Raw genomic sequence first — 24,519 nt, 5'->3', positions numbered from 1 at the left:
ATTGACAACAGTATTAAAGACAAAGGTATTTTGTGTAAAAACTGAAGCAATATTCAATAATGATAAAAAAAGGAGGGAAAAGGCACAAAAAAAGCTTACAAGTAAAATCCCCTTTCAAGGACCCTACATGCAAGCTTATTTAGAACTTAGGCTTCCTTCCTCACATCCACATTATCGGACGGGTCACCCCAACATTCCACATTCTTCAAACCTTTAATATTGTTCACATGGAAGACAGGATTTTTCCCACTTTTCTTTTGCTTTTGATAATCCGCCAGTGCAGCAAATGCAATCTTCCCTAGTAATGCTATCGCGATCAGGTTGATAATGGCCATAAGGGCCATCAGCAAGTCAGCCAGTCCCCAAACAAAATCCAATGAGGCAAGTGAACCGAATATCACCATCCCTACGACTGCAATACGATAGATGTTTAACCAAACCTTATTTTCATTGATGAAGCCAATGTTCGACTCTCCATAATAATAGTTGCCCACAATGGAGCTAAAGGCGAATAACAATACAATGATGGCAAGGAAAATACCCGCCCAAGATCCCAATGCCGTTCCAAGGGCATTTTGGGTAAGGACGATTCCATCCGTTTCCTTCGATGTATAAAGACCTGAAAACAAAATGATGAAGGCAGTCGAACTGCAAATGATGAGCGTATCGACAAAAACACCTAGTGACTGAATGAGCCCTTGCTTGACGGGATGACTGACATCTGCCGTCGCACCAGCATTTGGTGCACTACCCATCCCGGCTTCATTTGAAAATAGGCCGCGCTTGATTCCCTGCATCATGGCAGCTCCCAGTACTCCGCCAGCCACTTCTTTTATGCCATTAAATGCACTTTCAAAGATCAGGACAAAAACACCAGGTAACTCGGTGATATTCATGATGATGATAATCAACGCCACTATCACATAGGCTCCTGCCATGATCGGAACGATGACTTCAGAGACCTTTGCAACCATTTTGATCCCGCCAAAAATGATGACAGCCGTGACAATAGCCAAGATGATTGCCGTAACCCACTTTTCGATCCCAAACGATTCGTTGAATGCGCTTGTAATCGTATTGGCTTGTACCGAGTTGAATGCCAGTCCAAATGTAAGCGAAATCAACACAGCGAAAGTAATGCCCATCCAGCGGGCATTCAATGCTTTTTCCATATAATACGCAGGACCGCCGCGGAATGCATCCCCATCCTTGACCTTATAGATTTGAGCAAGTGTACTTTCAATGAAAGCCGAAGCAGATCCGATCAGTGCTATTAACCACATCCAGAAAACGGCTCCAGGGCCGCCCATCGTGATCGCTATGGCAACACCCGCAAGGTTACCCGTTCCTACCCGGGAAGCCGTACTAATACAAAATGCCTGAAAGGATGTCACACCTTTTTTTTCCGCAGTGGCCCCTTCGCCCAATAGCCGGAACATTTCCCCTACCATCCTGAATTGAACAAACTTCGTGCGAACGGAAAAATAAAGTCCCAATCCAATCAACATGATGATCAATATGGAAGACCATAACACATCATTTGTCTCACTAATAAAATTTTCTAAGATCTCCATTAAAAAACCCCTCTACTTACTCTAATTATTATTATAAAAACATATACAGCTATAATTTATTTCCCTGTTCATTGGGGAGATAAACAAAATGAAGCCATAAAAAAAGGAAATTCCGTAATGAATCTCCAATACAATAATATATTATATCCTAACACTCTATTTTTTTCATTCATGAATTGGTGTAATCTATTGAAATATATAATATTTCAATATCATTTTCTTTAGATAATAATCTTTCATCCTCACTTCATTTAAATTCATTGTAACGTTAATAAAATTCCTACTCAAAACAACCGAGATATAGAAAAGCCTCACAGATTAACGTGCGAGGCTTATTTAGCAATCATCTGCCCTCTCTTATCTTATATTCTGGATTTCTGTAGGTCACAATGTTGAAATTAGGTCTTTTATCATATCCTTATGTCTCTCCTAGATGGTTAAAATACCTTGTGCAAACAGCTTTCTTAATTCTTTCTTATCAATTTTTCCAATCGGCGTTAATGGAAACTTATCTAGAAAATAGACAACTTTAGGAACCATATACTTTGAGGTTCTTTGTTTGCAGAAATCAATTAATTCCTCACTAGTACAGTTCAACCCTTCTTGCAGTGATGCAACGACACACACTACTTCTCCCCAATCTGGATGGGGAACACCTATGCAAGCACTTAATGCAACAGAAGGGTGCAGGTTCACCACCCGCTCAACTTCTGAAGAATATACGTTCATCCCGCCTGAAATGATCATATCTTTCTTTCGATCCACAATATAAAGGTAACCGCTTTCATCCCATTTACCAATATCACCAGTGTAGAACCAGCCATCACGGATGTATTCCTCGGTAAGATCAGGTCTTTGATAATAGCCTGCCATCATCGCTGGCGATTTTACGATAATTTCACCAAGCTCGGAAGGTTTTACATCATTTCCTTCATCATCAATCAGTCGAATTTCGGTAAGAATGCACGGTTTTCCACAGCTTCTCAAAATTTCCGAATTGTTATGATAAGCCCATACATGAGCGCTTTTCGATAGTCTTGTAATGACAATATTACATTCTGTCATGCCGTATTGCTGGCGCATAATGGGCCCGAATACTTCAAAAGCTTCTTTAAGGCGCTTTTGTGAAATTGGTGACGCGCCGTAGAAAATATTGCGCATGGAGCTCATATCATATTCCATCTTCTTTGTCTGATCGAGTAGTCTGTATAACATGGTCGGTACCATGAATGTCGTCGTAATTTCATGATCCTTTATCGCCCGTATGAATTCTGCAGCGTCGAATGATGCCATCACATAGACATGGACGCCCGAAACAAGGGATCTCCAAAGTAATGAACCGGCCGAATGCACAATAGGCGTACTTAGCAATACTCGGTCTCGGTCGTCAAGTGGGTCTTCGATAGCGGCAGAAAGTATGGCGGCGCCGAGTCCCTTCTGGGAATGCATGACGCCTTTCGGTGTCCCCGTTGTCCCGCCTGTATATGACAGAAGGGCAATGTCTTCCGCTTCAGCTAAAGGCAAGTCTAAATTATTTATTTCACCGGGCCATTGAAACCGTTCAAACTCCTCTGGATAATTAGTATTAAAGCCAGGAAGCCCAATGACATGGACATCTTCCTTCTTCATTTCTTCCAAATACTCAATGAAGCTGTCAAAGTGTGTCTTTGTAGCTATTATGACCACTTCTGGTTTTGCTTCCTTTAGGATGAATTGTATTTCTCGTTTCCCCAGTTTTTCACTTAATGGCACTAAGGTAGCCCCACATTGCTGGATGGCCAAACCAAACATCACACTTTCCAAACTGTTTGGAATGATGGTCGCTATGCGGACACCCCTTCCTGCACCTAAGCGAAGTAAATAAGAAGAGATAAGGTTTGTTTTCTTCCATAACTCGTCGTAGGTTATCGTTTCCCCGTTTGGCAACAAGGTAATTGCGGGCAGTTCGCCGAACCGTTTCATTCCTTTATTCAACAGTGACTGAAATGTCAACTTATGCAGCATGCATTTTTTCCTCCTTCGAAAAAGGTTTTACCCTTTTAATAATGCTTTGGCAATTGTATTTTTTTGAATTTCCGAGGTTCCACTCAGAATCCGATACATCCGTGCACTCCTGTACATTTTTTCTACAGGATGACCTTTTACCAAGCCTTTGGAGCCAAAGATTTGGATGGCCTTGTCAGCCACACGGCTATTTACTTCTGAAGCAAACAGTTTTGCCATGGACGTGCCGGCCCGATCCTCTTTTCCTTGATCAATTTTTTCAACCACATCATAGACCATGCACTTTGCTGCATAGATTTCCGTCGCCATTTCTGCAAGCATATGCTGAATTGCCTGGAAGTCACCAATGGGCCGGCCGTGTTGGACTCGCGTTTTAGCATGCTCAATAGATAAATTGAGAAGGTGCTGAGCCATTCCGATAAAGCCGGCCGCATGGGAAGCGCGATTTGTGTTTATTCTCTTCAATCCGAGCAGCAACCCTTTTCCTGGTTCTCCGATTATATTGGCGGCAGGCACTCGACATTGATTGAAATTTAATTCAGCATGTATGCGCTCTCCTGATAAGGGAACTTGAATGTCTCCTAGTTCAAACCCCGAATGTTTGGGTGTTCTTTTATCTACTAGGAAAGCAGTGATTCTACCTTTTCCTCCTTCCTGAAATTCTTTCGCCATGACAATGGCGAAATCAGCATAGGGTGCAGCACTGATAAAATGTTTTTTTCCATTCAATATATAATCATTTCCGTCTTTAACGGCAGTTGTTTCGATAGCAAAGGCGTCCGATCCGGCATTTGGTTCTGTTAGGGCAAAACAGCAGCTCGCTTCCCCCTTCACGACGGGCATCACATATTTTTCTATTTGCTCCGGTGTAAAGCTTTCCAACATTTGACCAATTCTTAGCGGCCCGCCAATCTCGCCGATAACCTGCCCCCATAACACCGCTCCGGAACGGGCCAATTCTTCCTTGAACATGCATAATCCTTTTAAGCTAACATCTTGTCCACCATACTTTTCAGGGAGGTTAATTCCGTAAAAACCCAATTCCCTGGATCGTTTTCTTGCCCATTTTATGGCTTCCATCGGTATATCCTCTTCAGAGTTCAATCCATGCTCCTGTTCATATGGAAGCAATTCATCTTGAATGAAAGCCTGCAACTTTGTTTGAAGTACCTCTAATTTCTCTTCCTGCGTTGTTACCATAAGTTTCCCCTTTCATTTCTCGGTTTTGTCAAACTATTCAAATATTTAAAATGTTATAAAATTAATTTTAAAGGTAAATAATATTTAAGTAAAATAATGAAATATGATATAAACATAAGAAAAATTGATGTAAATACAAAAAAATATTAGTTCCCTTCAGCATAGGAAACTAATATTTAAGAGCAGTATAGAATTCGAGACATTTTATAAACTCTCTGGCAGCTTTTGAAAAATGCTGCTTCTTGGAGCGAACATAACCGAATTCCATTGTATTATTTTCTAGCTCAACCAAAGGAATGGCCACAAGTTCCCCGCTTAGGAAATAGGGGTCGCTGTTCATTCCAATATCATAGGAAAAGGCAATGGCTAATCCCTCAGCGACGGTTTTTTTGATGATTTCTGTATTATTTGTGAAAAACAAAATATTCATCTCACCGTAATGATCAAAAAAACCTTTGATGAACGCCTTCATCCTTGGTCCATTGTAAACGACCAGATTTTGGTCCATTAGCTCTTGTGGGGTTATGCTTTTACGGTTGGCTAAAGGGGAATTCTTACTGACCGACACAATCACTTTTGCTTCCATTAAAGGTTGAAATTCCAATTCATTTTCTTTTGGTTTAACCTTTGGAATATTCAAGAGCCCGATGTCTATCTTAGCATTCAGTACTTCTTCGGTTATCTCTTGTCCCCCTTTTTCTTCAATCACAATTTTCACCTCGGGATACTTCTTCTTAAATAATGCCAATGATTTAGGCAAAACCGTAAGAAATAAACCTTGTGTAGATGATAGGCGTAACTCTTTTTCCATCGTATCTGAATGTATTTGCGCACTGTCTCTTATTTCTTCCAATTTGCTTAATACTTCAAGAGCCTTCTGGATGATTTCCTTTCCGTCTTCTGTAGGTATGGTTCCTAACCGTGACCGTTTGAATATTTTTATACCTAATTCCTTCTCCAGACTGGTAATGGCCATGCTGATTCCGGATTGAGAGATATGGAGGCTCTCAGAAGCCGTGGAAATCGAGTTTACCTCGGCCACCTTTATGATATATTCCAATTGTTCTATATTCATGGTTCATTCTCCTTCTAGCCTATTACCAATATCATACCTCGAACAGAAAGCCCTTTCAATTTTAGAGATGAAGAATCAGGCTCCCCGAACTGTCTCCTCAAAAGCAGAGTGCCAGTTTTATACAATGGTAGTTGTTTTTTCGTATTCTTTAGCCGGTCGTGCCCGATTATTTTTAATAGAAACGGCAACAACCGTACCCAACAACGCCATTATCACCAAAAACAGGAAAGCTGCGTCATAGGAGTCATTAAACAAACTGATAATCAAACCGAGGGCTAAAGGAGAAACCGCACCTGCAATTTGACCAGCAAAAGTTACGAGTCCGGAGGCAGAGCCCGTAAGTTCCTTTGGTGAGTATTTTATGATAATCGTATATAGAACGGTCCCAAAGAAAGACAGTGCTATGGAGTTGAGAGTGAGATAAGTGATGAAAAGTGCTATGGACGTGGCATTAGACATTAAAAAGAGAAAAATTGCGGATAATAAAGCTCCTGCAGCAGCAAGATACTTCTCCCGGTTAGCCATATGCTTATCCAGAAGCCATCCGCTTACATTAAACATCAAGAAACCAAAAACATAAGGGATTGCCAATAAACCCCCGGCGGCTATTAAATCAACCCCTTTTTCCTTAACCAAATATATAGGCATCCAAGTGATCAGGCCATAGTTGATAATATTTGAGATAAACTTGAAAGTTATGAGTTTCCAAATATTTTCGATTTTAAATAATAGTTTCAGAGCTACCTTTTTTTGTTTCGGATTGTCTTTTTTAACCTCTTGAGTTCCTTGAGGCTTTAGAATGAACCAAATACCGAAAGAAATTAATATCCCTAGAATCCCGGCAATGGTAACATGCCCCGCCACCCGAAAGCTACAACCATCGAAGCGGCAAGAGCGGTACCTAATATCCCGCCAATATTCTGGGCAGACAGGAAAAATGAATTTGCCCGGCCCCGTTCTTCTTCCGGGAAGTTATCTCTTATAGTGGACATACTGGCAGGATAGAAAGGCCCCTCCCCTAAACCGAACAGAAAACGAATGAATAATAAAGACATAAATGACCAAGCAAACCCAGACATAACAGTGAACAAAGACCAACTAAACAAAGAAACAGTAACCATGACCCTGGCTCCATATTTATCGGTCATCCATCCGCCAAGCGGTTGCATGAGCGAGTAACTAACAAAAAATATACTAATTAAAAAACCTGTCTGGGACGTATTGAGATGAAACTCATCTGCAATGGGAATAATTCCGACATTTATGGCAACGCGATCAAAAAAGCTTAAAATCATTCCAACAAATAAAAGGCCGCTAATCATTAATTTTCGTTTCTTACTTGCATACAGCTGCATTCCTCATCACTCCATTTTTTATATTTCACAAAACTTTTGAATCATTTAAGGGAAGCGCTTACAATCCCTTTCAAAATGCCAAAGCTTGAAAATTCACTTTTCACTGATTGATTTTTGTTCTGTGACTTTTAGGAGCGTTTCATTCATTAAAAACAATGAATGAATTTATTAAAACGACTGGATGCCTACAAGATTATTTGATACATTCAAACCCACGAGACTAAAAATTTGACTCGTGGGTGCAAACATTGGTCACCGATTCATCCCGTTTACAGAATATAAAGTAGGTGATTATCACGGAGTAACGATATTAACCTTTGGTTGAAATTGATCCAGCAAAGACAAGAAATCTACAAACTGCTCTTTATCACCGGAAATGGAAACGTTACCGGCTGCTTCCATCTTGGATAAATCTAAACGTCCTAGAGCAATTTGATAAAAGGTTAGTCTATCCATTGTTAATGCTGCATCAGGGTTGGACGCCATTTTCCCTTTCTTGAAATTCAATACTGAATTCTCTAGATCAATCATGTAATTGGTTTTCGAATCCTTAAATGTAATATTGAATGTCATATTTCTATTTTCCGCTTTTGTTCCGTTTAATTTAATGGACAAGAATTTCAGGAAATCATCCATTGGCATATTGAGCAGCGTATCAAGACTCATCATTCCGCCAGTTCCCTTGGAGTCTGCCACACCATTCCTTAACTCATCTGCGCCGGTAAGATAGAAATTACGCCACACAGCAGATTCAGCTGTGTATCCTAATTGTTCATAAGCATTAGCCAGTAAATTTTTTGCTTCTGTATTTTTGGGGTTAGCCATGACAACATGCTTTAAGACTTGAGCCACCCAGCGATATTCCCCTTTTTTATAATCAAGTTTTGCCCGTTTAATGACCTTTTTTTCCCCACCCATATACTCCACATATTTAGCGCCCGATTCCTCTTGTGGTAAAGTATCCAAATCGGATGGATTAGCGTTGAAATATCCTAAATAAAAGTTGTACACCGCTTTTACGTTGTGTTTCAATGTTCCGTAATACCCCCGATTGGCCCAAACTTTATCCAACTTTTCAGGAAGCTTTAACTTTTCCGCGATTTCATCAGGTGTGAGTCCTAAATTAGCTAATCGTATGGTTTGGTCATGAATATATTTATACAAATCACGCTGACTTTCCAACTGCTCCAGAACATGGTCTTTTCCCCATACGGGCCATGTATGGGCGGTAACCATAGCATCTATATCTTCATTTCCAAACAGATCGACTGTTTCATCAAGTGCTTTCACCCATTTCAAGGTATCCCTGGTTTTAGCTCCCCTTAATGTATAAATGTTATGTAACGTGTGTCCGGTGTTTTCGGCTACCACTAAAGTTTTGTAATCTTTGATATAATAATGCATCTCTGATGGAGCTTCTGAATCCGGCGTCAATAAAAACTTAAATGCTATTCCGTCTATTTCCACCGTTTGAATATCATCCTTTACTTCCATTGTTGGAGGTAAATAGCTAAAAGTTCCGTTACTTAATCCCGGGCCAATACCAGAAGTAACAAACCCTCTATCATTTGCGGGTAAAAGATTTCCAAACATATAACCTGCACGGCGGGACATTATATTACCTAAAAGAATATTTTCACTTAGCGCTTCATCGTTAAAATCTTCGGGAACAATAATGGGCACCTTAGCTGGATTTTCAGCGTACTGAGCAATGCCCTTTATACCACCAAAGTGATCCGCATGACTATGACTAATAACAATGGCACTTACCGGTTTTTTGGGTCGATGTTCAAAATAAAGCTCCATCGCTGCTTTGGCCGTTTCAATTGTAGAAAGTGTATCCAAAACTATTACTCCAGTTTTTCCTTCCACAATGGTAAGTACTGATAAATCCTGGCCCCGAACTTGATAAACGCCATCTACCACTTTAAATAAGCCTGTTATATTTTGTAATTGTGCCTGCCTCCACAAGCTAGGATTTACAGTATTACTTGCCGGCTGATCTTCTTTGATGAATGAATATCGATTACTATCCCATACTACGTCACCTTTTGAATTCTCTATTGGATTCATGTTCAAGGGTGCAATGAATCCTTTATGTGCATCCTTGAAATCTTCCTTGTCTTTAAAATTCAACTGTTCATAAAAAGCTTTATTTGCTGAAATAGTTGCATATGTTGCTGGCATTGGCTCTTCAGATGATGCATTTGTAATAGAAGATTCTGCGAGTATAGCAAAAACAATGGGAACGGAAACAATTCCTTTCATAATAGATACTTTGGACATCTCATACCCCTTTCTCGATTGAATAAGCAGATATCATGTCTATATTCCGTTTGTCGAAGAAGTAAACTTTCTCTTTTTATATAAATTTTTAGAATAATATGAATTTATTTTATAATTAATTAGCCATTAAGTATATTTCCTATTTCTAATAGTAACTTCAATTTTATTTATATATAAACCGCTTATTTACAAACATTCGTTCGTCTAACAGTAAACTGAACATCCAAATAAAAAATGCCCCTCCCGATAGAGAAGAGCTTTTATGAATAATATGCGGTATATTCAATTTGCCATGACTTTTGCAAAGTAAGTGGGCTGGGGCCACACCTTAAACCAGGAAACTGAAACCGCTGCCAATTGTAATGTAAACCAAAGTTATTTTCCTTTCTTATTGAAGGAAATTAACAAATTTAGACACCCCAATTTTATTAAAACGCTTGTTTTTCCTGACTAGCCATAGATTTCTTGTTATATCTATCCTGGAAATATCCACTTCCCGCAAAAAGCCTTGCTCCAATTCCCTGGCCACTGTCAACCTTGGCAAAATGCTGATTCCAAGTCCAGCTTCAACCGCACTTTTTATCGCTTGTGTGCTGCCAATCTCCATGTAGCTATCTATTTTTTCTAAAACCCCATGCTCCCTTAACATGTTTTCTACTATAAGCCGTGTTCCTGAAATGGATTCACGCCATATCATCCTTTCATTCCCCAATTCCTCAAGCTGGATTTCTTTTCTGTCTTTCCATGGGTGATCGGACGGACATACCAATATCAATTCGTCCTCTGCGAACTTGTCTACAATAAAATCGCCGTTTTCCACAAGTCCTTCCACCAAGGCCAAATCAATGACATCGTTTGAAAGATCCTCAAGAACCCGGGGGGTATTTTTTATCGTCAATGTCACTTTTATATCAGGCTGTTGTTTTTTGAATCTCCCAAGCAAGCTCGGTAACAAATACTCACCGATAGTCAAGGATGCCCCTACTATTAGGTTTGCATTGTACTTGCCAGTTGATTGCTGAATCACTTCTTTTGAATGGTTGAAGTCATTTACAATAGCTTTTGCAAAAGGGTATAACAACTTTCCTGCCTCTGTAACTTTCAGCCTTCCTTCCTCACGGTCAAATAACAAAGTGTTATAATAATTTTCCAGTTGATGGATTTGTCTTGTTACAGCTGGTTGAGATAGGAAACTTAACCTCGCTGCCTGGCTTATGCTTCCTTCATCCACCACTAAACAAAACATTTTTAGATTTTCTAATTTCAAGAAAACGACCTCCATGTTTTTAGATAGTTAATTAAAATGATAGCATCATAAAGGTAAATGGTGAAATGAAAAAAGAGTGCCATATCCCTGAATAAGCGAGGCTATTAAATTATTGGCGACATTCTTTATAAAACTGATAAATCTTCTGGGTATAACGTTTTGTTATACCCGATGATTTTGTTGCAATTTACCCATTCCTTTTTCTTTGATATGTTAGTAATAAGATTTAAACTTAGCGGCAAAGGAAGTGACTGATGTCAATGAAAGGACAATGGAAAACTCTATTCCATTTATTTTGGACCTTTTTTAAAATAGCACCTGTCACATTCGGAGGCGGGTTTGCGATGATCCCTTTAATTGAAAAAGAAGTGGTCGAAAAGAGGAAATGGATGAAAAGCGAAGAAGTTACGGATGTTTTTGCGCTATCTCAGTCCGTACCGGGAGCTGTCGCCATAAACTCCGCCACCTTTATCGGCCATCGAATTGCCGGAATGAGGGGGGCAATGGCAGCCATGATCGGTGTTTCATTACCTACCTTTTTAATTGTTCTGCTCCTAGGCATTTTGTATTTTTTCATTCAGGATAATCCGAAGATAGAATCCGCATTCATATCGATCAGAGCTTCCATAGTAGCCATCATCGCCTATGCGGCTATCAAGATAGGAAAAACGGCTGTTGTAGACAAATCAACTTTCTGTATTTTATTAGCAGGAATTCCAGTCCTCTTCATTCTTCACCCTGTGATAGTTATAGTAGCAGGAGCTGTAGTGGGTATCGTGACAATCTCCATTAAGAGTAAATTAGGATACGATGTCAAGTTGGACAGAAAAGATATGACAAAAGTAGAAAATGATTTCGAACCTTTCATGGGTGCTGGCATATAGGTAAATCAAAAAGGGTCTAACTAATTTTCAAGAAAGCGTGTGATAGAATGATGGTATTGTGGGAGTTGTTCAGCACCTTCTTTATTATCGGCTTTGTATCGTTCGGAGGCGGATACGCCATGATTCCCGTAATAGAATCGGAAGTCTCACAGCATGGATGGATGACGACGCAACAATTTACCGATATAATCGCCATTTCCGGGATGTCCCCAGGACCTGTCACAGCCAATAGTGCCATTCTCGTTGGCTATTCGACTGCTGGATTAGCTGGAGCCATATCATCCGCTCTCGGAATCTTGCTACCTGCTATTATATTCGTGACCGTTATAGCCACCTTCTTCAGCAAATTGAATCATTATCCCGTTATTCAATCCATGTTTTATGGATTAAGACCCATTGTCACTAGTCTAATCCTCTTTGCAGCAATCAGTTTAGCACTTTCCAATCATATGATAGCCCCGAACTTTTCATGGCAAACGATAAGCTTATTACTCGTTTTTGGATTATCGTTATTTGCCCTGATGAAATTACGCTGGCACCCAGTCTATGTAATTATTCTTTCTGGTTTAGTTGGGGTTGTCCTCTATTCATGACAAATGCCGCACGAAAAACCATTATCAATATGGACCGGAATGAAGCCGTTATTTTGGTTATTGAAAATTGTTTACCATAAGAAATACCAAACAGATGAATTGAAAACTGCCTTGATTACTTTTTGAACACTGATACTGACATAAGGTGCGAAGATTTCACCCATAAAGAAAACACCCTGTATCCAATGATCCAGGGTGTTTTTCATTTCCTATTCTCATTTTAAGAAGTACGTTTCTTCGCTACATCTTCTCCTGACTGAAACCGTGGATAACCAATCAAGATGGCCACGACTCCACAAAATCCAATTAGTATCGGGTAATATGAATACGGCAAGATGCTTATCGGAGAGATCTTTGCTACCCCCGCTGCAACAAGCAGTTGTGCCCCATATGGAATCAACCCTTGGATACAACAGGCAAAAACGTCAAGTAAGCTCGCCGATTTACGCGGATCTATCCCATACTTTTCAGCGATATTTTTGGCAAGTGGCCCAGCAATGATAATCGAAATCGTGTTATTTGCCGTTGAAAGGTTCGTCAAGCCAACAAGCCCGGCAATGCTTAATTCCGCCCCTTTTTTTGATTTGCTATTTCGGGTCACGAGGTGGAGTAGATAATCGATGCCGCCATTATGTTTGATTACAGCAACCATACCTGCAATTAAAATGGCAAGGAAGGATATTTCATACATTCCAGCCATTCCTTCACCAACTTTTTGAATGACACCCAAAGGTTGATAACTTCCATCCGCCAAGCCGATGATTCCGGCAAATACGATTCCGATGGAAAGGACCAGGAACACGTTGACTCCCGCCAATGCAGTGATCAATACGCAAAGGTATGGAAGAATCTTCACCCAATTATAAGGATTTTGGGTGATGTCGGCTTGTTCACCCATCGTTAATATTCCTAGGATAGCACATGTGATGATGGCAGCAGGTAAAACGATGAAAAAATTCACTTTAAACTTATCCTTCATTTTCGTTCCCTGTGTTCGAACTGCAGCGATTGTCGTATCTGAAATGAATGATAGGTTATCCCCAAACATCGCACCACCAATAACGGCCGCCATTGAAAAGGCAAGCGAAATATCGGTTTGCTCGCTAATTCCCACCCCGATAGGTGCTAGGGCTACAATCGTTCCCATGCTCGTCCCCATAGATAGAGAAATAAAACAAGCGATAATGAATATGCCTACCATTAAAAGATTTTGCGGAAAAACGGCTAAAGCAAGATTCACTGTTGATTCAACTGCCCCCATGCCATTTGCAACTTCGGCAAAAGCGCCGGCTAAAAGGAAAATGATAACCATTAACATAATATTGGCGTCACCGGCACCTTTACAGAAAATATCAACCTTTTGATTGAAACTTTCTTTCCGGTTCATTGCCAATGCAGCTGCTGATGCAATAGAAATGGCTACAATCACCGGAAATGAATAAAAATCTTTAGTGACGATTCCGGACCCTATAAATAAAATTAAAAATACGACAAATGGAATCAATGCCCATGGATTCCCTTTATTGTTTGCACTCATGATGTACACCTCTTTTTATTTTTACCATGACATGTGTCATAGCTTTTATTCTTTTAACAGTTTTCGCAATTAACACCAATTTGAACTTGATTCTCCAGTCATGGAGCTATAGCTAAAAAACTGTCGGCATAAAAAAGACCCCTTCTATTAAACGGCAAGAAGAGGTCTTTTAATTTATAAAAAACACCCTCCTTATCTTTCAGGCGAAAATCAGCCTGCTGGATTTGGCACAGCACTCCTATTAAGTCCGCTGCCGAGACATCTTCGGGCCAGTCCCTCCGTCTCTCTTGATAAGAAGATCAAATTTATATAATTTATCAAATATTACGATGCCTGCCAGAAAAGTACCAGGCTGGAGACGTGCTGAAACCGTCTGAGTTTGTGAAGTGACATCGAAGTCGTTTTGAAAAGCAAATATAAGAGTACAGCATTTTGTCTATTTTCGCAAGGTTTAGTTTTAAAGTATTTCACATGCACTTCTTAATGATTATTTAGAAATCTTGACATGTGCAGTTAATCGGGACGGAATTAATATAAAAAGAGGTCTAATGACCTCTCAGCAAATTTGTTGTATTAGGTTAGGTGAATTTTTTTTAGTCGAGTTCACATCAGTCGATACCTCAAAAGCTTCCATTTTTTCCGAATCGAATGACTTTAAATACTGCTGCAGATATGCAGGATCATTAATGGAAGGATTCAGCCAATCTTTTTCATCTTCTGGTTTAAGGATGACAGGCATACGATCATGAATGCTTTTCATCAGCTCATTAGGAACGGTTGTTATAACGGAGCACGAGTAGATGCTGAGGCCTTCAGGAGATTTCCAGGATTCCCATATACCGGCCATTCCAAATGGAGCATGATTCTTCAGTTTTATTCGCATCGGTATTTTTCTTTCTGGTGTCTTCTTCCATTCATAAAATGAGTCGGCGATTATCAAGCATCTCTTCTTCTTATACGCATTCTTGAAGCTTGTTTTCTCTGCAATGGTTTCCGCTCTGGCATTGATCATTTTATAGCCCACTTTCTCGTCTTTTGCCCAGAAAGGAATAAGTCCCCACCGAAGATATCCAAGTCGGTTCCTTGTCCCGTCATTAATGACGGATAGCACGGAGTGGGAGGGAGCAATATTGTAGCTGAATTGGTATTCCTCATCAAATGATCCCTGAATATCAAACCGATCTTTTATATCTTCAATGTCAGTGAAAAGGGTGAAACGTCCACACATAATATCGCCTACCGTATTAAGATTTATTACAGTGTATCAAATGGAACGGGTAGGCACAAATCAGCGTTCTAAAATCCTGATGTCGGTAAATGGCTGATTAAATAATTCACTGGAAATCAAAAGGGTGCCAAGGACTTCTCTTTCATCTTCAGCTTTAATGATTTCCGACAAAATTAAGGTACTGCCATTCCTTACCGTTACTTTATATTCATTCATGGAATCCCCCCTCAAAAGGCTAGATGCTTGTTATTATAAACCAAAAAACCACAAGTATCAGTATTGAACTCTTGCAGAGTCATGGTTAATCAAGAGGCAGTATGGAGGTTCCTTTATACTTTAGGCTGTTTTCGCATACTTTGTTGCTATTTACCAAGTAAAGCGGTGTGGTTGATTTCCTCTCCAGATGCTCGCTTTCCGCGGGGCGGGCGGTGAGCCTCCTCGGCGTAAACGCCTGTGGGGTCTCACCTGTCCCGCTGCTCCCGCAGGAGTCTCGCACTTGCGCTCCAATCAACCTTAAATCGTTTCGTTTTAAAAACAAATCTTTACGAAAAGAGCCATACTTTAAAGGGTTAGTCGAACAATGTCCGGAACCATAAATCCTTGTATTGGCGGCCTAAAAAAGACTGTCCATGAATGATTCATGGACAGTCAGGCGCTGTCAAAGGTTTTTCGCTTCAATACTGATAATTGTTTAGAGATGGCATTGAGGAAAGCCCCAACAGCAGGTAGGAAAAGGAACGCTTTCTAAAAGGATCAAATTGGAGTTGCCCCCTTTCATGTCCATTCATTATTTAAAATGCAGTAAAACCTCATTTATTAAATGTGCTGCCAATGTAACGGTTTTATTATTTTCGTCCAACGAAGGATTCACTTCCGAGATATCAAAGGAGAGGATCTTTTCATTCGATAGGATATGCCGGATAATGGCACGGACCAATTTCGGATTCAGTCCAAACGGCGATGGAGCACTTACCCCAGGTGCGTAGGCTGAATCAATAACGTCCGTACATAACGTAAGAATAATGTAGTCATTTTCCTTGGCGAATTCATTTATCCGCCGCTTAGTTTCATCCATTTCGTTCAATGACAAATCTTCTTCCAATATGTAGCCGACCTTACTTCTCTCGGCCGTTTCAAACAGTGCCTTCGTATTCCCCTGCTTCTGAATTCCGATACATAAATAGCCACAACTTTGATCTTCGTCCAAAATCTGCTTAAACATCGTTCCTGATGAACTTTCTTTTTCATAAGGCCTCATATCAAAGTGAGCGTCAATATTAATGATTCCCAATCTAGCTTTTGGTCCAATGGATTTCCTAATCCCAAGATAATGGCCATACAGGGTTTCGTGCCCTCCCCCAAGTATGATAGGGATCGCTTCACTCTCCAATATCCTGGTAACAGCTGACCCCAGTTGGGATTGGGCGTCCTCCATCTCTGTACCTTCACATATTACATCACCAGCATCCACCAGCTCGGTTTGGGAAGGTAAATGACAGGGTAATTTTGCCAATGACTGCCTAATATGATCTGGACCCTCTGCAGCACCAATCCTGCCTTTATTCCTTTTGACGCCTTCATCACATTTGAAGCCAATCAATCCAAAGGTCCTTGATGCATTGGAAGAGATGGCTAATTCCGAAATCGGTGCCAAACGTACTCTTTGGTGGTATCTGAAGCTGTCCATGTCAGATTGGGAATCAATTCTTCCATTCCAATATTTTATAGTCGGTTTTGTATACATAGTTTCTCCTTTATTTAAAAAATTCCGAAATATCTTTTTTTAAAATTATAAATGAGATAATATATAATTACCAATACAAAAATTCAATATATCTATAGTTTAAAGCTATAGAAAGGGGAATATATGGATCTTCGTCAACTTCGATATTTCACTACCATAGTCCGGGAAAAGAATTTCTCAAAAGCGGCAAAAATGCTGCATATCTCACAACCCTCCCTAAGTAATGCCATAATGAAATTAGAAAATGAAGTTGGTTTTCAGCTTTTGGAACGCAATACAAGGGGGCTTGAGCTTACGGAAGCAGGAGGGATTTTTTATACGAGATCTGTTGATCTGTTAAGAAGATTCGATAATATGCAAGTGGAGCTTAAGGAAATGAAGGATGTTGGAAGCGGAACAGTATCAATAGGTTCCATAGAATCATTCAAATTTTGGTTCCCGAAGATAATCAGGAATTTTAAAATCAATTATCCTAATATTCATATAAAAGTCAGGGAAATATTAGGGGAAGAGAAGGTTTTCGATTCGTTAAATCGGTATGATGTTCATTTCACCATCACGAACCAGCCCATCAACACCAATGAAATTCAGTCCACTCCTCTTTATAATGAAAGATTCATGCTTTTGATCCATAAAGATGACGAGTTAAACGAAAAAGAGTCCATCACTTTCCAAGACATTGCAAAGAAAGAATTGATCATCAGTACAACTGGATTTCAAACAAGAGATGATATCTTAAGAGCATTTAAGGATGAAAATGCAATTCCTAATATCCTATACGAAATAGAAAGGCTTGAAACGGCTTGCAGTTTGGTGGAAGCAGGGCTTGGGGTGACAATTTTACCGGAAAACTATATAAGATCCGCTGCAACCCCCAATACTGCAATTCGCGCCATCGATTCGAATTATTTGGAAAGGACTGTTTACCTGGCCTATTTGAAAGATCGATATCTGTCTCCTGCGGTATGTAGGTTAATCGAGGACATACATAGCTTTTTTAAGAGTGATGATAGGAACGGTGACTAAAAAAAGCCAGCGGTAAGGACAAAAAAACATTCCCCTTATGCACAATTGCACAAGGGGAACTTTGATTTAATAGCTCTGGCCTTTTCCTCGATTTCCTTATTACCAGCTTGCTGGAGGAATTTCAGTCCGTCAGGGGAAAATTAATTCGTGACACTGCCATCATCGTCTGGATCTTCAATATCCGCCGGATCTTTTTCCAATAGTGCCTCTTTGTCTTTTTCGTTCCATTTTGCTTTATATCCTAATGATTTCGCTACCCCTAACACAGGTAGATACGATTTTTTATCTGGTTTAAATATTTCTAAATCCCCTGTTTGGATTACACCCAAACCAAGTAACAATTTGTCTGATTGGATATAGGGTTTTTCATCTATCAGTTTCATTTGATCAGCTGTATAAGGATAAACGGCTCCATTCACTTTTAAGGTAAACGGGCCCTTTTTTTCTTCTTTTATTTCTTTTGGCTTTTTCGATTTATGGGAAACATTATACACACCTTGAACAGTTCCTTCTCTCGTATTATCGGCTCCTCCATACATTTTCCCTTTTTCATAATCATAAATAACAGCTTGCACATTTCCGATATGTTGCGGTTTTTCTTCATAAACATGGCCTTTTGCCATTAACTCCAGCCTTGTATTTTGTTCAATCCCCGGTTCCCATCTAACTGTCGGATAGCCAGCAGAATAAATACGTGGCGCATATATGGCATCTTGAATGAGCATTTTATGATCAAGCACGTTCATGATCGTTTCAGATACCGATGCGATTATCGTCGCTCCTCCTGGTGAACCAATGGCCATGAAGGGGTTTCCATCTTTTAATACGAAAGTCGGGGACATACTGCTTCTTGGTCTTTTTCCTGGTTCCACCTGGTTAACTCCACCCGGTGTGGCATCAAAATCCGTCATTTCATTATTCAGCATGAACCCATAATCCGGTACCATGATACCAGATCCGAATACTTGCTCGATTGTAGTCGTATAAGCAACCATATTTCCCCATTTATCCATTACAGAAAAGTGAGTCGTTTGTCCGATTGGGGTTTTCTCTTCTTTAACCATCTTCATTGCAGTGGGTTCTTTGCCCTCATACTTCCACGGATCGCCTGCCTTGACATCAGCTGTTGATCTATTTGGATTGATGAGTTTTCTTCTTTCTTTAATATAATCTTCATCTAATAGTCCTTCTGTTGGCACATCATAAAAATCTTCATCCGCCATATAGGCAGCGCGATCGGCAAAAGCTAGATGCATGGCTTCGGTTAGATGATGAAGATACTCAGGTGAGTTGGCCCCCATCTTTTGTACATCGAATCCTTCCATAAGCTCCAGGATTTGTAGAACGGTCAAACTGCCTGAGCTTGGTGAAGCTGCCCCCACCACTTCAAATCCCCTATATTCCGACTTAATCGGCTCTCTTTCTTTCACCTCATAGTTTTGCAAATCCTCAGTTGTCATCGTTCCTTCACGCTTTTGAACTTCTTTGGTAAGCGCTTCCCCGATTTCACCTTTATAAAAAACGTTAGAACCTTGTTTTTTTATTAACTTAAGAGTCTTTGCCAGATCTGGCTGAACGAGAGTGTCTCCCTCTTCCAACGGCTTTCCGTCTGGTACGAAAACTTTTGCAGCCGCTTGGTTATTTTTAAGCTTCGTTACATTTTCATCGATATATTGTGCTGTTGCCCAATTGACTTTTACCCCTTCTTCAGCTTGTTTAATGGCCGGGCCTATGACTTGTGATAATTTCAATGTTCCATATTTCTCAAGAGAAGTCTCCACCCCCATCAGAGTCCCAGGAACTGCAACCGCCTTACCAGATGTGTGCCGCTTACTAAAAGGAATAGGTTTTCCCTTTTCATCTAAAAAAAGTTCAGGCGTAACATTTTGCGGCGCCATTTCGCGATTTTCAATCATCGTCATTTTATTTTCCTTTTTATTATAAATCATGATAAAACCACCGCCGCCGATTCCAGACATCATTGGTTCAACAACATTTAACGATAATTGAATGGCTGCTGCTGCATCGACTGCGTTTCCACCTTGTTTTAATATCTTTATGCCCGCTTCGGCTGCTAACGGGTGGGAAACTGATACGATTCCATTTGTAAAACCCTTTCCCATTGACCCATCCACTCCAGGGACACTTGCAAAAGCTGGTGTGATCATACAAAAGAAACTGAAAGTAACTAAAATAAAACTTTTTAAAAATTTCATGAATTAGTCTCCTTTCAAAATAAAACAAATTGGGTTTTACCATAAGCCAATTGGATATACGAGCAAATGACTCTACTTTTGCAAGTGGGAATATGCTGGTCGATCGCTATAATAGCAGTCAGCACATTCCCTGCTCTCTTTGATATTTCACATCAAAAATCCCCCCCGATTGCCGAGATAATACCGGTTAACCTCAAAATCATAATCAATTAAAAACACTTATGAATTTGTTGAAAAAACTCCACCTCATGTGTTTTCATCAACTGCAAAAAATTATAATGTTATTATTCTGCCTACCACCTCACTTTCCCTTTTTTAACAGAATTAGGAACACCCTCCAAAGGCACTAGTAATACATAAAAAAGTTTTATATAAATCAAAACAACAAGCATAAATGTGTAATAACACCTATTAAAAACAAGAAAAATCAGCTATTTAATAGGGATATTTTATCTTTTATTACCTTTTCTTCCTTTCTTTAAGGATAATATTGACTCTTCCAATTTAGAAATATATTATTGTTATAAACTTATAAGACTATGTTATAAAATCAACATGCTAGCATTTCCATCCTTTAATCGTTATTTCCAGCTTTTGTTAGAGAGGGAATTAAAAGTCCACCCTTTCTTTTACCAGCCGGTTTTAGCCTTGTATTTTCAAATCCAACTGAAGTGGGTGATTGTTTGAATTTCCTATCCCTCCGCTATTTCATAGAGGTTTCTAACCATCTTAGTTTCAGTGAGGCTTCCAAAACCCTGCATATTTCCCAGCCCGGGCTTAGCCAACAGATTTTATCCCTCGAAAAACAATTAGGCTTTAAACTATTGAATCGAACGACAAGAAAAATTACATTGACGGACGAAGGAGAATACATCTATAAAAAACTAGCTCCTTCCTTTGAAGATATTGAGAAAACAGTGAATTACATAGTTGAAAATAAAGCCATCCCCAAGCCTAAACTGAAGATTGCTACCGTCCCTTCTGCAGCCAGTATATATATCCCGAAGTTATTGAAAAAGATAGTGGGGGAATACCCGGAGACAGAATTTTACGTGCATGAAACAACATCTTCAAGGGCAGTGAAACTCTTAAACCAACAAAATTATCACATCGGTTTCATCCGGACGCCCATTCACAGTAACATCATTGCCAATGAAGGATTAAGCATGATTGAATTCATGAGGTTCCCTTTACAATTAGTCGTCTCCATTGATCATCCGCTAGCCCAAAAAGATGCTATACATTTATACGAAGCAAAAGACGAACCTTTTATCCATTATGATGCCGTCCAGGCACACTCCCTTCAATTCCTTTTGGAAAAGGCTTGTCTGACTGCTGGATTTTCACCTAAAGAGTTATGTAAAGGCTCTGAATTACTGACGATCGCCAATCTAATATCCAATAACTTAGGCGTAGCCCTCATGCCGGAAGATATGGTGAGTTTGTTGGGAAAACGCCAAGTCAAAGCCTTGAACATCGATAACTCGGAATTATCAAGTTCCATATCGGCTGTTTGGAAAAACACGGATGCATCAAATCTGACTAAGTATATTTTGAATACGTTAAAAAATGATCATGCTTTTAGCGATATATGAGTATCTTGTTTCAAAAAACCGGAAGCGACCCAGGGTGAAAAAAGGTCGATTAGAATAAGAAACTTGCTAATCGGTATTAAAAAAGCCCCATTTCTCTTGTGGCACTGAGAAACGGGGCTTTTAATATTGGATAATTCCAACTCTTAAACTTCTTATTTGAGATGGGCGGGAAGCTTCCTTAACTTATTAAAACCTTAAATGAGCAAACTCTCCATACTAGCAGAGATTTCCATAAATCCAGCAGCTTCGGCCGACCGAAGGGCACACCATTTTGCAAAGCCACATCAATTCCTTCACGCTGCCGTTTTCGTATACGGTCCCTCTCCACTTCCGCCATCCAGGAAAGGATTTGTACCTCGTCTGAGCCATACCGTATAGTACATAAGGTGTCAAATAGCATGTGCCAATCAAGTTATTGGATGCTTGGAGAAGTCACAGCAACTCTGAGATGGTGTATTTAACATCCCCTTCTGGTGAATATCCTTCTTTAGCTACACCAGTTGTAACGGCAATAAGCAATGCTTTTCCATGCAGCTTGTCTCCATTACTTCCAAAAGCCCAGCAGTAGGTAACGACTTATCCCTGCCATTTTTTAACAATGGGGGTGCACTTTACCAGTAGAAAGGAAATTGCAAAATGTTACGATTGTGTTGCTCTAATAAACTCCGCTAGGCTACGACATTAATCTTCTCATCTGTGTAAGCCTCATAAACACGGTGAACAGTAACATTGGCTTGCTTCTCCATTTCTACCGTCAAAGGTCTATTGCACGGGAAGCAGTTAAGTCTGGGTGAAAAATAAGAACTAATGTTTTCATTTTATTATCTCTCTTAAAGAATAATTTGTTTGTCACTTGGTTTATATTTCACTAATACCAAATCTATATTCTGGATAATTCGTTAATCTTGTGGAATGGTCAAAACGATTTTCCCGAAGATTGATGTGAATAAAATTAATACTATTTTTCTCAAATTTTTATCATCCTTCCCTTAAATTAATGAAGATATATTACCTTATTATTCCATTATACCTTATTTCACTAACCTGCCCCGTTAGTGAAACAAATCAAGCTGCCAAAATGACAGCTTGATTTGTGACTCTTGCACGATTACAAACGTACGTATTCAACTCTTATTAAGGCTTATAATTTTTAACTCCAATGATTTACAGGAAGGACATTGTGCGGTAGATATATGAGTTTCATTATGTACCCACTTATAATGGCAAGTCGAGCAGAGTAGAACTGTATGTTTTTTTATGAATTCCATTGATTCATTTATATATCGCTCATAATCTTGAGGGTAACTATCTGCTAATGTACGAGATACAAAATTATAATCACACTCACTTCCGTTCCAATATTCTTTACCACCTTTATATTCAATCATATTTTACACATCCTACTATTTTTATAGTTTATTAATAGTTTTAGTTTCGTGTTCGTCTGTTGGTTCAAGCCGTTTAGCTGGAACATGGTGAATAGTGTTTACCTTATTAGGAGGAATATGCGGTCCACCGGCTACAAAGCCGGTGGCTTTTTCATTATGTAAAACAATTAGTTTTTTCCAATGCCAAAGACTGTACCTTCCTTAAAAATCAAATGACAGTTCAGGCATGAATTGATTCATATGTGTTTGGATTTCGTTATATTTGTCAGACTGATCACTCAAGGCTTTCATTGGAATGATCTCATATGGCCGGTTGACCCAGGTTGGCAGGAATTTGGGATTTTGCAGTTCGATTTTCACATCATCCCCGGTTTGGATTTTCTTTACGCCAATTTGCATAATACCGCCGATGTCTTTGTAATCTCCCTGCTGGCCGGATAAGAAATTCCCAAGCGAATAAGCAACAAATGCCCGTTCGCCATTTGGTTTTGTAAGCCATGAAACAGGCTGCAAAACATGTGGGTGGTGACCAATAATAATATCAGCACCTGCATTAGCTGTCGTTTGAGCAAGCAGCTTTTGTTCATCATTAGGCAACCGTTCATACTCTTTGCCGAAATGCAGACTGACCACAACGACATCTGAAACTTTCTCTGCTTCTTTAACTTCCGTCTGGATTCTCGTGGTATCAATTAAATTCACAAGATGCGGCTTCCCCTCAGGAACAGGAATCCCGTTCGTTCCATACGTATAGCTGAGAAACGAAAAGGTAATATCGTTTCTTTTTAATATCCGAATGATCTTCTGGTCTTCAGGAGATTTATAAGCTCCTGTATAAGGCATCCCAATACTGTTCCAGTGATCAAGCGCATTCAAAATCGCCTTTTCTCCTCGGTCAAGCGTATGGTTATTGGCGATTGTCACAAGATCAACCCCGTTTGCCTTTAGAGCATCTCCCACCTCTACTGGTGAATTAAAGGAAGGATATGAGGAAAGCCCTATTTCTTTCCCGCCAATCATCGTTTCCTGATTAGCCACCGTAATATCCGTTTTCCCCAGATAAGGCTTCACAAATCGGAACATCGGATTAAAGTCATACGAACCGTTTGACTTGCGAGCGGGTATATACACCCTATCGTGAATTAAAATATCTCCCACTGCGCCTATGGTTGCTGCAGTTACTTTTTGTTTCGGAACAGGTGTATGAGTGTGAGATGAAGCGTTCTCGGGTTTAAGATTTTTTTTACTTTCTGCCTTTGTTTCCGAGACTTTTGGTTCCTCTTGAAATTGACCTTTTACAAATGGTGCAAGAATCCATAACAAACACATAAATGTAGCTAGAAACACTAGTATTCTTTTCATGGCAAATGCTACCTCCTACTATTATAGTAGGGTGTTTTTAGGAAATAACAACAAAAATATCTTTTTGATATTTAAAATGAACACATCATTTGTTTGAAACAGAGTCCGAAATAGGAAAAAGTTAGACATATCATGGGTTACTATGTCAGATGTGCTTGCTATCTCTGATATGCCTACAGTATCTG

At 39.6% G+C, this 24,519-nt stretch carries 20 protein-coding genes, 1 pseudogene and 1 riboswitch; of the genes and pseudogenes, 5 read left to right on the top strand and 16 right to left on the bottom strand.

The genetic code is table 11. From position 1 onward, the window contains the following. Positions 1-146: 146 nt before the first annotated feature. The 8 genes from QNH43_RS12135 to QNH43_RS12100 form a co-directional block, all read right to left on the bottom strand. Positions 147-1,574, bottom strand: coding sequence for an alanine/glycine:cation symporter family protein (locus tag QNH43_RS12135; protein ID WP_283918027.1), 1,428 nt, complete (start codon positions 1,572-1,574; stop codon positions 147-149). Between the two features lie 429 nt (positions 1,575-2,003). Further along, the gene (locus tag QNH43_RS12130) at positions 2,004-3,578 is read right to left on the bottom strand and encodes a class I adenylate-forming enzyme family protein (protein ID WP_283918026.1); all 1,575 of its coding nucleotides are present in this window, start codon (positions 3,576-3,578) and stop codon (positions 2,004-2,006) included. Between the two features lie 27 nt (positions 3,579-3,605). Beyond that, positions 3,606-4,778: an acyl-CoA dehydrogenase family protein gene (locus tag QNH43_RS12125; RefSeq protein ID WP_283918025.1), complete on the bottom strand. Its 1,173-nt coding sequence runs from the start codon at positions 4,776-4,778 to the stop codon at positions 3,606-3,608. Positions 4,779-4,947: 169 nt separating this feature from the next. After that, the gene (locus QNH43_RS12120) at positions 4,948-5,853 is read right to left on the bottom strand and encodes a LysR family transcriptional regulator (protein WP_076371510.1); all 906 of its coding nucleotides are present in this window, start codon (positions 5,851-5,853) and stop codon (positions 4,948-4,950) included. Positions 5,854-5,970: 117 nt separating this feature from the next. After that, positions 5,971-6,717 (bottom strand): MFS transporter, encoded by a 747-nt coding sequence (locus tag QNH43_RS12115; protein ID WP_283918024.1) that lies wholly within the window; start codon positions 6,715-6,717, stop codon positions 5,971-5,973. After that, the gene (locus tag QNH43_RS12110; RefSeq protein WP_283918023.1) at positions 6,684-7,208 is read right to left on the bottom strand and encodes an MFS transporter; all 525 of its coding nucleotides are present in this window, start codon (positions 7,206-7,208) and stop codon (positions 6,684-6,686) included. The genes QNH43_RS12115 and QNH43_RS12110 overlap by 34 nt, the downstream gene beginning before the upstream one ends. 294 nt (positions 7,209-7,502) lie before the next feature. Further along, positions 7,503-9,494, bottom strand: coding sequence for an alkyl/aryl-sulfatase (locus QNH43_RS12105; RefSeq protein ID WP_283918022.1), 1,992 nt, complete (start codon positions 9,492-9,494; stop codon positions 7,503-7,505). 388 nt (positions 9,495-9,882) lie between these two features. Then, positions 9,883-10,761 (bottom strand): LysR family transcriptional regulator, encoded by an 879-nt coding sequence (locus tag QNH43_RS12100; protein ID WP_283918021.1) that lies wholly within the window; start codon positions 10,759-10,761, stop codon positions 9,883-9,885. Positions 10,762-11,015: 254 nt separating this feature from the next. On the opposite strand from QNH43_RS12100, the gene QNH43_RS12095 reads away from it, so the two are divergent. Together QNH43_RS12095 and QNH43_RS12090 are read left to right on the top strand one after the other, a co-directional pair. Next, complete coding sequence (locus tag QNH43_RS12095) at positions 11,016-11,645, top strand: chromate transporter (RefSeq protein ID WP_283918020.1); 630 nt, start codon at positions 11,016-11,018, stop codon at positions 11,643-11,645. A 47-nt stretch (positions 11,646-11,692) separates the two neighbouring features. Then, the gene (locus tag QNH43_RS12090; RefSeq protein WP_283918019.1) at positions 11,693-12,238 is read left to right on the top strand and encodes a chromate transporter; all 546 of its coding nucleotides are present in this window, start codon (positions 11,693-11,695) and stop codon (positions 12,236-12,238) included. A gap of 220 nt (positions 12,239-12,458) precedes the next feature. Here the strand turns inward: QNH43_RS12090 and QNH43_RS12085 are convergent, their stop codons facing one another. From QNH43_RS12085 to hutG, 4 genes are all read right to left on the bottom strand, one after another. Continuing rightward, positions 12,459-13,775, bottom strand: coding sequence for a Na+/H+ antiporter NhaC family protein (locus QNH43_RS12085; protein ID WP_283918018.1), 1,317 nt, complete (start codon positions 13,773-13,775; stop codon positions 12,459-12,461). A gap of 189 nt (positions 13,776-13,964) precedes the next feature. Continuing rightward, a riboswitch (SAM riboswitch) is annotated at positions 13,965-14,072 on the bottom strand. 259 nt (positions 14,073-14,331) lie between these two features. Then, positions 14,332-15,003: an SOS response-associated peptidase gene (locus tag QNH43_RS12080; protein WP_283918017.1), complete on the bottom strand. Its 672-nt coding sequence runs from the start codon at positions 15,001-15,003 to the stop codon at positions 14,332-14,334. Positions 15,004-15,063: 60 nt separating this feature from the next. After that, positions 15,064-15,219, bottom strand: a complete 156-nt coding sequence (locus tag QNH43_RS12075) for a hypothetical protein (protein ID WP_153246094.1) — start codon at positions 15,217-15,219, stop codon at positions 15,064-15,066. Between the two features lie 571 nt (positions 15,220-15,790). After that, positions 15,791-16,747: a formimidoylglutamase gene (gene hutG / locus QNH43_RS12070; protein WP_283918016.1), complete on the bottom strand. Its 957-nt coding sequence runs from the start codon at positions 16,745-16,747 to the stop codon at positions 15,791-15,793. A 123-nt stretch (positions 16,748-16,870) separates the two neighbouring features. Here hutG and QNH43_RS12065 point away from each other — a divergent pair, with 123 nt between their 5' ends. Then, the gene (locus QNH43_RS12065) at positions 16,871-17,773 is read left to right on the top strand and encodes a LysR family transcriptional regulator (RefSeq protein WP_283918015.1); all 903 of its coding nucleotides are present in this window, start codon (positions 16,871-16,873) and stop codon (positions 17,771-17,773) included. 140 nt (positions 17,774-17,913) lie between these two features. On the opposite strand, the gene ggt is transcribed toward QNH43_RS12065, so the two are convergent. Then, positions 17,914-19,989 carry a gamma-glutamyltransferase gene (gene ggt, locus QNH43_RS12060; RefSeq protein WP_283918014.1) on the bottom strand — a complete coding sequence of 692 codons (2,076 nt, stop codon included), beginning with the start codon at positions 19,987-19,989 and terminating at the stop codon, positions 17,914-17,916. A 683-nt stretch (positions 19,990-20,672) separates the two neighbouring features. Between ggt and QNH43_RS12055 the strand changes: the two genes are divergently transcribed. Next, positions 20,673-21,584, top strand: coding sequence for a LysR family transcriptional regulator (locus QNH43_RS12055; protein WP_076371538.1), 912 nt, complete (start codon positions 20,673-20,675; stop codon positions 21,582-21,584). A 244-nt stretch (positions 21,585-21,828) separates the two neighbouring features. On the opposite strand, the pseudogene QNH43_RS27635 reads toward QNH43_RS12055, so the two are convergent. Continuing rightward, positions 21,829-21,939 (bottom strand): annotated as a pseudogene (locus tag QNH43_RS27635) (recombinase family protein); the annotation flags it as partial. Positions 21,940-21,984: 45 nt separating this feature from the next. On the opposite strand from QNH43_RS27635, the gene QNH43_RS12050 reads away from it, so the two are divergent. Then, a complete protein-coding gene (locus QNH43_RS12050) occupies positions 21,985-22,152 on the top strand; it encodes a hypothetical protein (RefSeq protein WP_283918013.1) in 168 nt (55 codons plus the stop codon). A gap of 556 nt (positions 22,153-22,708) precedes the next feature. Here the strand turns inward: QNH43_RS12050 and QNH43_RS12045 are convergent. After that, the gene (locus QNH43_RS12045; RefSeq protein WP_283918012.1) at positions 22,709-22,972 is read right to left on the bottom strand and encodes a hypothetical protein; all 264 of its coding nucleotides are present in this window, start codon (positions 22,970-22,972) and stop codon (positions 22,709-22,711) included. Positions 22,973-23,173: 201 nt separating this feature from the next. Then, a complete protein-coding gene (locus QNH43_RS12040) occupies positions 23,174-24,334 on the bottom strand; it encodes a CapA family protein (protein ID WP_283918011.1) in 1,161 nt (386 codons plus the stop codon). Between the last annotated feature and the right edge of the window lie 185 nt (positions 24,335-24,519).

Source organism: Peribacillus simplex (assembly GCF_030123325.1).
Lineage (GTDB): Bacteria > Bacillota > Bacilli > Bacillales > DSM-1321 > Peribacillus > Peribacillus simplex_D.
Note: the sequence above shows the minus strand (reverse complement) of the source record. Positions and strands in the feature narration are given on the sequence as shown.